Annotated in this window: 7 protein-coding genes; 3 read left to right on the top strand and 4 right to left on the bottom strand. The window is 42.1% G+C overall.

Going from position 1 to position 13,712, the window contains the following annotated elements; translation table 11 throughout:
* Positions 1-14: 14 nt before the first annotated feature.
* From ABF638_RS12320 to ABF638_RS12305, 4 genes are read right to left on the bottom strand one after another with little or no spacing between them, the layout of a single operon-like run.
* The gene (locus tag ABF638_RS12320) at positions 15-2,990 is read right to left on the bottom strand and encodes a molecular chaperone (protein WP_435022995.1); all 2,976 of its coding nucleotides are present in this window, start codon (positions 2,988-2,990) and stop codon (positions 15-17) included.
* Entirely contained in the window at positions 2,990-3,124 is a 135-nt protein-coding gene (locus ABF638_RS12315) for a hypothetical protein (protein ID WP_435022994.1), read from the bottom strand. Before ABF638_RS12315 ends, ABF638_RS12320 begins: the two co-directional genes overlap by 1 nt.
* Positions 3,114-3,938, bottom strand: coding sequence for an Rpn family recombination-promoting nuclease/putative transposase (locus tag ABF638_RS12310; RefSeq protein ID WP_435022993.1), 825 nt, complete (start codon positions 3,936-3,938; stop codon positions 3,114-3,116). The genes ABF638_RS12315 and ABF638_RS12310 overlap by 11 nt, the downstream gene beginning before the upstream one ends.
* Positions 3,939-3,991: 53 nt before the next feature.
* The gene (locus tag ABF638_RS12305; protein WP_435022992.1) at positions 3,992-6,535 is read right to left on the bottom strand and encodes a proteasome protein; all 2,544 of its coding nucleotides are present in this window, start codon (positions 6,533-6,535) and stop codon (positions 3,992-3,994) included.
* A 1,113-nt stretch (positions 6,536-7,648) separates the two neighbouring features.
* Here ABF638_RS12305 and ABF638_RS12300 point away from each other — a divergent pair.
* From ABF638_RS12300 to ABF638_RS12290, 3 genes are all read left to right on the top strand, one after another.
* A complete protein-coding gene (locus tag ABF638_RS12300; protein WP_435022991.1) occupies positions 7,649-10,987 on the top strand; it encodes a PAS domain S-box protein in 3,339 nt (1,112 codons plus the stop codon).
* Between the two features lie 283 nt (positions 10,988-11,270).
* A complete protein-coding gene (locus tag ABF638_RS12295; protein ID WP_435022990.1) occupies positions 11,271-11,993 on the top strand; it encodes a cyclase family protein in 723 nt (240 codons plus the stop codon).
* A gap of 114 nt (positions 11,994-12,107) precedes the next feature.
* On the top strand, positions 12,108-13,604 hold the full coding sequence (locus ABF638_RS12290; protein WP_435022989.1) for an aldehyde dehydrogenase family protein: 1,497 nt from the start codon (positions 12,108-12,110) through the stop codon (positions 13,602-13,604).
* The last annotated feature ends 108 nt before the right edge of the window (positions 13,605-13,712 follow it).

Here is a 13,712-nt window from a genome sequence, read left to right as displayed (position 1 = left end):
AGGAACACAGAGGTTTAATGTATCCCGCAAAATGGATCGCGTTCTTTATCAACTTCATTGGGTTGCAATTCTAATTCAGCAAGATAAACGCATCCCTCTTCTTTTAGACATTCCTGACTGTTTGATGTCCAGTAAGGTACTTCACCAGCGTGCATCCGCAGAATGCCTTGATCATCAAGAGTTACCCGATATTGGCAAGGGTAATCTGTTGTCACATCTGGTTTGGTGAGTGCGCCAATTCTTATCCATTTTTTGCTGTTGGTTTCTGAATCTGTTTGATAAACATAGAAAGTGTGCTGGCCAGTTTGCGGGAAAGGAGGTAAGGGATTACTAATTAACCCAATTCCTGGTTCCGTCACACCATCGCGCAGATAGTGAAATTTTTGGAACAATTTACTACCATCATTTCCTACTTCAAATACAAGATGATAAGCATCTGGTTGATCAACAGTTGCGGACTCAATAACATTGACGGCAATATCACCATCATTTAAGTCTTTATTGAAGCCTTGCACAGCAATATTCCAGTTCAATTTACCATCAGTAAATAGCGCTGAATATTCTGAAACTACCGATTCCAAATCAATGCCAGGAATATCAATTAAATAATGGGGATTTCCTTGACAAAGCAACACATTAAACTCAAGGGTTTGGTCAATCTCAAACTGGACTTTAATTTTTTTCAGAAACTCTGCTTCTTGCATTCCCAGTTTATTCATGAGGTTTTTGCCGTCAAAGCTACCCCATAGCCGTAAATCTCCATCCTCGTAGTCTTGACGGTAAATAATATTAGTTAATTGTATCCCTTGCCATGCAGTCCGAACTTTGGCGACAGTTTCCCAAGGTGCGAGTTGATAGAGTTCTTGTCCAGCTTTAAATATGGTAAGTAAATCGTTACTTTGGGTTTTGCGTTTGAAGTTACAAGGCAAATAATAAAACAGGTTTTTAACATCTATTTCTAGCTGGTTGGCTCCCTTACGCAGCAAGCTTTTAGACTCTTCTGGATCGAACCTTAATCTTCGCAGTTTCTCGGCATAGCAAGCACCGGCAGAGGTAGCTAATTTGGTAAATTCTAAGACAAAGGTAATTCGTTCTGGATTCCAGACAAAATATGGAGACTTACTAAATTCTTGGTAAATTTGGCGCTGCACTATGTCTAAATTACAAGTTTTTCCAGACAGAATTAACCAATCAACTTTTTGGGAATTCCAAGAATCTTTGGTGAGATCATCGGGACGCAAACGACTTTCCATCAATCCTTTAGCAATACCGATCGCTTCTTTAATTCCTGCAACGGCGGCTCGTTCAAATTGATGGTTGTCTAGGGTGACGCAGATGTTATTTGGATCTTGAACTTGCAATTTAACGGTACTTTGGGTAAGTAGTTCGGAAATTTGCTGCTCAGTAAGTGTGAAGGTTAATAGAGAATTATCTGCTGGTGCTTTTTGCCCAAGTTTAAGTTTAGCGGCTTCTGCATAATCCCAAAGGATATAAAATGATTGCAGGCGTTGGGGTGCTTGTTGCCAACGGGTGGGTAATACTTTCTCGGCAGTATCTAAGGCATCTTTGTAAGCGATATCGCCTTCTGGATTCTCTTTATCTATACATTTTAAAAGACTACCAGTTTTGAATTGGCCTTGTTCTAAAAAGCGCTCGTTTAATTCAGAACTAATTAAATCTTCTAGCTTTTCGCTTTCAAGATCACCTATTGTTACTGCTGTCAATAAAAAGTCTGCGATCGCAACTTTTAATAATCTAAAAATTCGCAGTGTAATTAACTCACCACCTAATTGTAAATGACCGGATGAACCTAATAGTTTGGGAGTAAGTTTATAGTAACGTCCTCCTAAACCTCGGTCTTCATAATCGGCAAAGGTAGGAGTTTTATCTTCTAAAGTCAGTTCAATTAAAGCTAAGTCTGTGGTTCCGCCGCCGATATCCAAAACTAGGACATTTTGTGACCATTTATTTCCTACTTGACGGCAACGAGTTTTGAATGACTCAATGCCAATATTCAGATTACCGCCAAATTCTCGCCATAAAAAGAATATTGCCACGGAAACGGCTTCATCATAAGCAGTTTGGACATCATCGATCCCCAATTGCTCAACAAATTCTTTAACTTCCTTGCGAACAACTGGTGGGGCGACAGTGGGGTAAGTGACAACTGCTGTTAAAAAAGTTCCTTCTGAAAATCTGCGTTGGGCGCGTTGGCGGTAATCTTCAGTTAACTCGATTAAATGCGCCCAAGCAGATTGGATTAGTTGATTAGCAGTAATTATTTCTTCTTCACCATCCAAAATAATTGAAAACGATCGCTCCTGACCAAAATAACGTTTGGGTGAATGGTGAAATCTGCTGATAATTTCCTTTAAAGAACTGCTTGTACCTTGAGCGATCGCTTTTTTGCGGTTATCTCTAGCTTCCCTACCCATCCGCAGTTTTAAGTCCCCTAACTGCGAAATTTCCAATTCGCTAGGAATTTCCGTATCGCGGCGATCGATATCCAGCACAACTGGGATCAGATTTTGCGACTCTAGGGTAGGGACGCGGAATACCTCATGATAGATTTGGTAAAGTTTTTTGCTGACAGCACGGCGAAACCTCTCGCTGTTTCCTAAAGAAAGCTCAATTTGGCGAATTGCTTCCAAAAATCGCTCTTTATTGTCACTTTCAAATACTTCACTCAATCGGCTGGGTTCTATCTCCAGATTTTTGCTAATTTCGATGATAAACTTTGCCCAATCATCATCGCTGACATCTGGTAAAGCGACTGAAGCGGGAGAACTCAGCCATTGTGATAAGCGATCGCGCAACCGCATCTCTTGTTCTTTGGGGAGAATTTCTGCGATCGGTACTTCAATTGGATCGAAGAGTGTAACTGTGGAGTTTGACGTACCAAAATCTAAAGCAAACCATCCCGGAAATCTTTTTTGTGGTTTCTCGCTTGGTTCTTGATCGGTATAGTTGTTCAATTTAAAAGGGTTCATTATAGTATCAAATGATTCTGTTGAGCGATCGCTTTTTTATCTAGGGAGATGCCTACGCTTTTATATGAAAAAGCGTAGGCATCGCTATGAAAATTCCACCAGTTACTAAGTTTCTGTTGAAGATTATTGCTCACTTGCCAGTCTTATTTGTTCGATTTGTTCGATAGTTAAATCAAGTAATTTAGCAACCTCTTCCATCGACATACCGCGAGCTAAGAACTGAGGTACAAGTTCAAGTTTTGCTAGCTCTCGTCCTTGTTGGATTCCTATTTCTAATCCTAGTTCCATCCCCTCTTGTTTAGCTTCTTGATAAACTCTAGTTTCTTCTAACTTAACTCCTAACATTGCCTCTACCTCTTCACGACTTAAGTTGGCAAATTTATAAACAGCGATAGTTGTGATTACATCTATTATCTCTTTCTTAGCTAAAACAGTTATCTGTTCTTGCTGCACCCGCTCAATTAAACGTTTCGCTTCTTGCACCATTTGAGTCTCTGAGGCAATAGTCAACTGCATCAAACTGATACCTACTTTTTGCTCATCAGGATTACCTAACTCATCCAAATAAATTCGTTGTACTTGGGAACTGTTCAGTAACGATCTGTGAATAGTCGTGTTTTCCGGTTCCAAGTTGCGAGACTGTAAAATAATGACCCCATACCAGTCATCGTAAAGCGACGGGTTGCGATACATATACAGCATGGATTCGGTGAAAAAGCGATGGTACAGTAACTCATCCTTTTGGAATTGCACCTCAGCAAAAAAGATCATCTGAGATGTTGCATCAGGTGGAGGTAAAAATACCCCATCAATCCGAAACGTTGGTTCTTTAACTTCAACTGATTCAAAGCGATAGCTACTAGCTTCGGCTGGTGGCTGTTCTACTAACTCGAAAAACAATCCTGGGACACGCTTGAAAATTGTATAAAAAATCGCATCACGTCTCACAAATACATCCTCATCTCCGTAGCCGATCGCAATCAGTCATTTTTTCAGTTAGCTCATCTCAAATCATCTAAATAAGAAACAGCAGCAAGTTCTGAAATAATCTGCAACCAAGTAGGAATTGCGATCTCAGGTGCTAATTCCCCAGCCGCTAGATATCTGAGCAAAGTTTCTTTTTTGGAAAGGTTTTGCAAACTCGGAATAATTTGATCCAAAATACCTTCTAATTCGGAATTAATTTGCTGATTAACTTCGCTAACATACTGCACAAGATGAAGGCTAGCGCTAGCGGTGATTTCATCTCGTAGCCGCAGGACTAAAAGTTGATGATTGCTCGATCTGGGTAAACCTTGGCTTTTTTCTGGTGCCCAGTCAAAGATTTGACCAACGTTGTGTTTCTCGTCTTGACGCGCTAGAGGAAAGATGGTTTCAGGTGCAACGGTTTTGTCTTTACTACTGATTTCCGAGATGATTGCTTCTTTCCATTCATTCGGATCGCATCCTAGTAATAATTTGTAAAAGAGATCAGCATCTTCAAAACCAAATTTATCTTCGATTTCTTGCTCCATTTCTGGATGAAAAAATATCTGCAATTGTTCGCGTTCTGGAGCGACATAATTTGACAGTTGGTTTAACAAATCTACCACTGCTTGATGAATGCGATCGCGGGCAAAATCTTCTACTTCTTTAACGGTTTTCTCAAAAACTGGATAAAAATCATCGCTTTTAGTCGGAAGGGAAGTATTTACACGGTTTCCCCGATCAAATAATTTCCCGGCTGCACCTTTAGATTCTGCCAGAGCGATCGCTCCATTGTTGGCTTTGTTGAAGAGTAAAGTCCACTGGTTCCAATTGAGGATTCTAAAAGTGAGTTCGTCTTTAACTACATCGCTGACGACAACACCGCGCCGGTCTTTCAGTGGTTCTGTTCCTAAATCTTTTTGAAAATTTCTGTAGATTTTATCCAAGCTTTCGACCACAGAGCGCAACTCAATAAATGCGGGACTGTCTCCTGTGGGAATGCCTTGCTCGTGAATTTCATCTATGATGTCTTTCAAGTGATCTTGTTGCTGGCTCACCACATCAGCAGCTCTGCGAGTATCTTCATACAGTTGCTTTAAACCATGAGTAGCTACATGGGTTTGAATCAATTCCCGCAGTTTACTAAGACCCCCATCTTGACCAAAGTAACCTACCTGTTTGCCCAAAGAGCTACGGGGATCAGCATCTAGTAGTCGTTGACTTAAGCGTCCCCATTTATCTTGTAGCCGTTTAGACCGATCTAGATAATCAGGATAATCCAAGTTAGCCAAAAAATCTGGTGATCCTGCTTTGACTGTAGTAGAACGTTTTGCTAATTCAGCCAATCCCAACAGTGGCGATAGTAAAACGATCCGGTCTTTTTGGGTTGTAAACGCCTCTGCACCGTCAATGGTAGTTTGCAGAACTTTGAGTTTTTGGAAAACCGTTTCTTCGTAGAAATGTGGGCTATCTTCAATCAGTTGGTCAAGTTCTCTTTCGCCACCCTCGCTGTCTAGGGGTAGTTGATCAAATCGACCCACACCTACGAGAATTAAATCTTTCAGGTCTTGTCCTGGTCGCTGCTGCTGCATCATGGTAAAGATTTTATTGGCGCGATCGCTCCCCGGCGATTTACCATTTAGCAATACCAAAATTGTCTGCACTTCTGCCAATTCTCGCAGTGACAAAAAGGTATCCCTAGCCCCCGAATTAGCAGCCCCCAACCCTGGGAAGTCGATGAGAATAAATTTGGCTGCACCTGCAAAATCCCAAATTTCCCGTGAGATTTTCACATCGATATCTACGCGGCGGATGAGTGGGAAACTGTTTTGCAATAACTTTGTTGGTAGCCTTTGGGGTGGACTCGGTAATCGGATATGCGCTGGGGGTAAATCCTCAAATTTCAGAGTTTGGATTGCCATTGGCTGTTCGACTAGCTGTAGCCCCTCGCGGGCGGTGATAGCATCAATCTGGTAGTGCCCACCACACATAACTTCCCCATAAGCTTGATAAGCCCGCAGGAATAATACCAACTCCCGGAGTAAATAACGTAGCTCTAAATTGTTACTGCTATTCCATGCTTCTTCACACCAGCCAATAATATCGTTGCCAGAGTTGAGTTTTGATACTGGTATCGGAGGAAGCCCTGCTGCTGTTGTTCGTTTATTGGCTTCCCCTAACATGAAGCGCAGACACTCATGTACTCCTTCATGAGAAAGATACTCTACCGTAAAATTACTTAATTGTGTAGTTGCGAAATCGTCTTGCGGGATAATATGTATGGCGGTAACATTACCTGTAGTGGGATTTTCACTGACTGGCAAAGCATCAGCATATCCAATTAGACTGCCTAAAAGTAGAGTTTTTCCACTACTGAATTCCCCCATCACACCAATTTTCACAGGCGAAGTTGCCAGGTCTACAGTTTTCTGGGCAGCTGACCGCAGATGCAGGAGACACTCATCAAGACTAGCTGGAACCCAATCTTCTTGTTTAGAAGGGTACTGGGGCACAGAATCTATCTTTCGGAGGATGAATTCGCCGTACTCCTTAAAACGGCCCAGTTTATCTGGTTCCATAGAGTAGTTTCCGCCTAACATTAATTTCTGTGAGCTTTATAACATATAAAACGTGATTTATAGCCATTGTTGCAACCTGTTGATATTACATTTAGCATTTCTCTCATTTAACTTGCGATTGTGGGATGAAGCATTTTCAACGGTCAAGACAATTTTGAAACATTGGGTTTTGTTAGGAAAAATAAAAAAGAATTCAGAAGTCAGAATGGGCTAAACGCCCCGCTACCGCTAACAGGAGTAAGAATCAGCAAAGTGGGGTTTTATACCACCAAATGATTAAAGACTGCCTAGTAAAGATGTGGGTATTAAACCCTTTTATACACATGATTTAAGGAATAAGAGTTTTAGACAATTTTTGCATAAGTCCTTAAGATACAAGGCTTTTGGCGCTAACCCAAGGGTATTAGAATATAATTCGCTACTACACAAGCCAAATCCGCCTAAGCAAAAAGTTTTAAACCTACAGAGGTGGGTTTTGCCTGTTTAGCCGCGGCTTTTAGTCGCCATGACTCTCAATACTGCTCGGGTTTTGGATTTTTAACTCGGAATTGGGTTTGGGGAAAAGGTTAAAGGGTAAAGGTTAAAGGTTTTTTCTTTCCCCTTTCCCCCGCCCCTTATCCCCAGAGGGGGCCCCACCTTCCCCTTTTCCCCTTAACCGACAAGTATTGCCATGACTCTAATTCATGCTGAATTCTTCTCGATAAAAAATCAATATTTATTTTGTATGAAATTTTGGAGTATTGTGAATTTCTTGTAAAGACATAAACGCCTGACAGAGAATCATGTAGTTTTAGTGAAGCTCAATCGGGTTTTTCAGCAACGAAATTGCATAGCTAAGATGAATTTATCGGTGATTTTAAGAAGAAACAAAGTCAAACAACCTTCCTGACATATAGAGTTTAAAATTCACCAAAAATGCTCAACTTAATCTTAATGATAACTTCAGCATTTTTTAAATTTATTTACAGTAAAAGAGGAATTGCTGCACATATAAAAATAAATAAAGTATTAAGATCGTTAGCAGGTTGGCATGAAAAAGATTATATCCATGTATTAAGAAATCATATTTTCAGACTATTAACTTCATAATTTAGGCAGAGCAGGCAGGCAAAAGTGTTTTCTAAAAAGGTGCAGAGCTACATTAACCAAATCATCATTGCCCCATCAGAAATACAACAGGATGAAAAAGTATTTTACCAGCAGGCGGATACCGCTCCTCTGATGATTTGGATGTCTGGATACAATGCACTTTACTGTTACTTCAATTCCAATTGGCTGGAGTTTACTGGCACAACAACAGGTACATCTGCATTTGGGCAAGGAGAGGAGATAGGCAATCTCTGGACTTGTAGTGTCCATCCAGAAGATAGACAGCGATGTGAAGATATATACCTAAAAGCATTTGCTGTACATGATTCCTTCCAGAGGCAATATCGCTTGCGTCGGGCTGATGGCGAATATCACTGGATTTTAGATACAGCCGCGCCAAGATTTGCAGCAGATGGTAGCTTTGTTGGTTATATCGGTTATTGTATTGACCTAACAGAAGTGCCGAGAGTGGTATGTCAACCTTCCCTAACAGAAAGCTACTCGCCATCTACGAATTCCTCTCGCCGCTTACGTAAAATTACACAAAAGAAACAAGCAGCAGAATTAGCAAAAGCACTAGAACAACTGGAAGCTGAAACTACAAAACGCCAAGCAGTTGAAGCACAGTTAAGCCAAAAAACATCAGAGTTGGCAGCAATTTTGCAAGTGCTTCCTGATTTTTACTTTCGTCTCAATGCTGATGGAATTATCCTAGATTACAAGCCAGGAAAGAATCAGAGTCTATATATTCCACCAGGAGATTGTCAGGGCAAGAGTTTGCGAGAATGTTTACCGACTGGTGTAGGCGATCGCTTCCAGCAAGCAATAACTCAAGTACTTGAAACTCAATATGAAGTCAGTTTTGAATATACCTTACCGCTACCAGAAAAAAACAATATTTTTGAAGCTAGGTTATTACCATTACCAGACCAGCAAATTATAGTTCTTGTCCGCGACATCTGCGACAAAACTCAAGCAGCATTAATAGAAAGCGATGCCAAGTTTCGCAGCATTGTCGAAAACGCCCATGATATTATTTTTGCGCTGACCATTGAGGGGATATTTTCCTACGTTTCTCCTAACTGGACTGATATTTTAGGGCATGAGGTTGGAGAGGTTGAAGGTAAATCCTTTATTCCTCTTGTACATCCTGATGACCTGCCAATTTGTGCAGATTATTTACAAAGACTTTTGACAACAAGCGAAAAACAAGACGCAATTGAATATCGAGTAAAACACAAAAATGGTAGTTGGCGATGGCATACAAGCAACTTATCTGCTATTAGAGACGCCAATGGTAATATTGTAAACTTCGTTGGTATTTGCTATGACACTACTGACCGCAAACAAGCAGAGGAAGCTTTAGCAGAACGGGCACGTTTAGCAAATTTTCGTGCCGATGTAGATGCGGCCCTTACCCAGAGTGACAGCTTACAGAACATGATGCGCCGCTGCACCGATGCTTTAGTTGAACATCTTGATGCAGCCTTTGCTCGGATCTGGATACTGAACAAACAAGATAATGTATTGGAGTTACAAGTCAGTTCGGGGATGTACACCCATATCAATGGGCCCCATCAATGTGTGCCAGTCGGTCAATTCAAAATTGGTTTGATTGCCGAAGAGGGCAAACCCCACCTCACTAACTCTGTACAGACAGATCCCCGCGTGGGTAACAAAGAGTGGGCGCAGCGAGAGGGTATGGTTGCCTTCGCTGGCTATCCCTTAATTGTTGAAGATGAAACTGTAGGGGTGATAGCCATGTTTTCCCACCAAACAGTCGCAGAATCAACTTTTACCGCGCTGGAATTTGCCGCCCAGGAGATTGCTATTGGCATTAAGCGCAAACAAGCAGAAATTGCACTCAAAGAAAGTGCCCAACGGGAAGCACTACTTAATCGTCTTTCTAATCAGATTCGAGCTTCCTTGGATCTCAATTACATTGTGGAAACAGCAGTGCAGGAGATTCACAACTTATTCCAAATCGATCGCTGCGCCTTCTTTTGGTATCGGCAAGATGCCGATGTACCATACTGGGATAAAGTATATGAGGCGAAAAGTTCCTTTTTACCCTGTCTACTTAACGACCAAGAAGCAACTAATGCAGAAATCGAACTAATCGCAGCTAAAACTTTGAACGGAGAAATCATCCGTATTAATGATGTAGAGACTGTGGGCGATTCCATAGCAAGACATTTTTTGCAGGATTTTGGTTTCACTGCCTTTATGTCACTGCCCGTACACACTCAATCTGGTGAAATTGGCACATTTAGCTGTGGTTATTGCAGCGGCTTCCGGTCTTGGCTGGACAACGAAGTAGAATTATTACAAGCAGTTACAGTTCAACTAGCGATCGCCATTGACCAAGCTAAACTTTACACCCAAAGTCGTATGGCCGCCCAAACTGCCCAAGATAAAGCCCAGCAATTAGAAGCGGCGCTGCTAAAACTTCAACAAACTCAAGCGCAACTGATTCAAACTGAAAAAATGTCCAGTTTGGGACAATTGGTTGCAGGTATTGCCCATGAAATCAATAATCCTGTCAATTTTATTTACGGCAATATTACCCACGCCCGTGAATATACTAAGGATTTGCTGTACTTAGTAGACCTTTATCAACAGAGTTACTGCCCACCAACACCAGAAATTCACCAACAAATCCACACCATTGATTTAGACTTTCTCAAGCAAGATTTGCCCAAAATTCTGGATTCTATGAACATGGGAGCCGAACGCATTCGGCAGATTGTTCTGTCTTTACGCAATTTTTCTCGCCATGATGAAGACGGCACAAAGGCAGTGGATATTCATGAAGGTATTGATAGTACCTTGCTGCTATTGCAAAATCGCCTGAAAGCCAAACCAGGAAATCCCGAAATCCAAGTAATCCGAGAGTACGGCAACCTGCCACCAATAGTCTGTCACGCTGGACAGATGAATCAGGTATTTATGAATCTGTTGACAAATGCGATCGATGTTTTAGAAGAGGGACTGGGGATTGGGGGCTGGGGACTAGGGACTGGGGAATGGGGAAAAGTTTTCCAAATACCCAATGCCCCATGCCCAATGCCCAATGCCCAATGCCCCATTCCCACAATTCGCATTCGCAGCTTTATTCAAGAAGACCGTGTAATCATTAGCATTGCCGACAATGGCCCAGGCATGACTGAGGAAGTACGCAAACGCCTATTTGACCCCTTCTTCACTACAAAACCTGTGGGTAAAGGCACGGGCATGGGTTTGTCAATTAGCTACCAGATTGTTGTCAACAAACATGGTGGTCAAATCCAGTGTATTTCATCACCAGGACAAGGTTCTGAGTTTGTGGTTATGATTCCACTACAGGAGCAACCCTCAACGTAGATATTACAAAACCTTAACCTAAACTTAATCAAAAGCTAACCTATTGGTTGTTAACTAAGATTAATTCACTTTTTGCTGCAACATTTGAACCCCCCCAAAAAACCTGAAAATTTCAGGGATTGGGGGGATTATTTCTCATAATATAGGGAATTAAGAGTAAAGTGTTGCAGGAAAATTGATTTAAAAACTTTGTAATGGTAGTACTATCTTTGCGTAGGCGTAGCCCAACCCAGGCATCGCACCTTTGAAAAAAATCCCTGAGTACAAATAATAGAAGGCTGGGATGATACAACCCCAAAGTCAAAATAGTATCACCTACACACAGGTTATCCACCTAAGTCATGTAATTGACATAGACATTCCCCAATGGTCTGGAGATCCCATAGTAGAATTTGAAACTGTGGCTGAACTAAATAATGATGGCTATTACCTGCGGCGTTTCTCCTTGGGGGAGCATAGCGCTACCCATATCAATGCCCCTAACAGTTTTTATAGTTCTGCCGTGGGAATTGACCAATACCCAGCCCAATCTTTAGTTGTACCTGCGGTGGTCATCAATATTTGCCAAGCCACAGCGGTTAATCCTGATTATGCCCTGACTATTGCTGATGTTTTGGCTTGGGAAGAAGAATACGGTGAAATTTCTTCTGGCTGCGTAGTTTTACTGAATACTGGTTGGCAAAAAAAGTGGTTGGATAAAAGTGCATTCCTCAATCATGATGCTCAAGGTATTCCCCACTTTCCCGGATTTGGCAGCGATGCAACCCAATTTTTACTGGATGAACGGCAAATCGCTGGGGTAGGAATTGATACTCATGGTGTAGATCCTGGACAGGATAACAGTTTTGCGATTAATCGCCTAGTTTTAGAACAACCGCGCATTGTCTTGGAAAATCTGACAAATTTGGATCAACTACCACCTAAAGGTACTACTCTAGCGATCGCACCTCTAAGATTGCGTGGTGGTTCTGGTTCTCCTGTGGGGGTGTTGGCGTTCGTCCCTTAATTTTTATATCGATATTTGGTGATCATACCAATTTCCTAAACTTGAGGATAACCTAGAAAGCAAGCAAACTTAATACACAAAGTTTCAGTAGATCATCAGCCGGAGATTTTCAAAATGACAACTCCGCTATCTTGCCGCAATTATATAGATGGCCAATGGTTGAGTGCTGGAGGAGAAGCAACCCTAGAAAGTCGCAACCCTGCTGACAAAACCGAAGTGGTTGCCACATTTCCCCGTTCTCAAGGTAAAGATGTAGATACAGCAGTAGCCGCCGCCCGTAAAGCCTACCGCAGTTGGCGCACAGTCCCCGCCCCAGCTAGGGCAGAATACATCTTTCGTGTCGGGGAAATATTACTCCAGCATAAGGAAGAACTTGCCCAGTTAATCAGTCGGGAAATGGGTAAACCCTTGACAGAAGCTAGAGGGGATGTCCAAGAAGGTATTGATTGTGCCTTTTACAGTGCTGGCGAAGGAAGGCGATTATTTGGGCAAACCACACCCTCGGAAATGTCCAATAAATTCGCCATGACAGTGCGGATGCCCATAGGAGTTTGTGCCTTAATTACTCCCTGGAATTTTCCGGTGGCAATTCCTTGCTGGAAAGCTATGCCAGCCTTGGTATGTGGTAATACAGTTATTCTCAAACCTGCCGAAGATACTTCCGCCTGTGCAACTAAATTGATTGAAATTTTCCAACAAGCAGGTTTACCACCAGGAGTAATTAACTTGGTGCATGGTGTGGGAGAAGAGGCGGGAAAAGCTTTAGTTGAGCATCCCAATGTCGATTTGGTATCGTTTACCGGTTCTTCAGAAACGGGTGCTTTTGTCGGTGCTACTTGCGGACGCACTCACAAGCGTGTCTGTTTGGAAATGGGTGGTAAAAACGCTCAAGTGGTGATGGAAGATGCCGATTTAGAACTTGCTCTTGATGGGGCAGTGTGGGGAGCATTTGGGACAACCGGTCAACGATGTACGGCTACCAGTCGCTTGATTTTGCATCGTGATATCAAAGAAAAATTTACCGCCATGCTTTATGAGCGGACTAGTAAGTTACGCTTGGGTGCTGGCACCGACCCAAATTCAGATATTGGCCCGATAGTCAATGAAAAACAACTCCAACAGGTGAGGAAGTATTTAGATATCGCTCGTGAGGAAGGAGCAAAAGTTTTAATTGGTGGAGAAATTGCCAGTGAAGGCTCACTGAAAAACGGTTACTTCTTTCAACCAACTATTTTGGATGATGTAACTCCTGATATGCGCGTCGCCCGTGAAGAGATATTTGGGCCAGTAGTGGCATTAATTGAGGTTAGCTCCTTTGAGGATGCGATCGCAATTCTCAACGATAGCAATTATGGTCTTTCTTCTTCAGTTTATACCCGCGATATCAACCGAGCTTTTACTGCCATGCGCGATATCGAAGCAGGTATCACTTATATTAACGGCCCTACTATTGGTGCAGAGGTACATTTGCCCTTTGGTGGTGTGAAACAAACAGGTAACGGACACCGCGAAGCTGGAACTACTGCTTTGGATGTTTTTACAGAGTGGAAAAGTGTTTATGTTGACTTTTCTGGAAGTTTGCAACGCGCTCAGATAGATAACCGCAGCTAGTTATAGGCCAATACGCTTGGGTTAAGGCTTGATCCTTCCTAATACCAATTCTATATAGCAATCCTAAATCATTCGTGAAAAATTAGATCCCCGACTTCTTCGAGAAGT

The sequence above is a fragment of the Nostoc sp. CALU 1950 genome (assembly GCF_051172895.1).
Taxonomy (GTDB): domain Bacteria; phylum Cyanobacteriota; class Cyanobacteriia; order Cyanobacteriales; family Nostocaceae; genus Nostoc; species Nostoc edaphicum_A.
The sequence above is the reverse complement of the archived record's forward strand: the minus strand, read 5'-3'. Positions and strand labels throughout refer to the sequence as shown.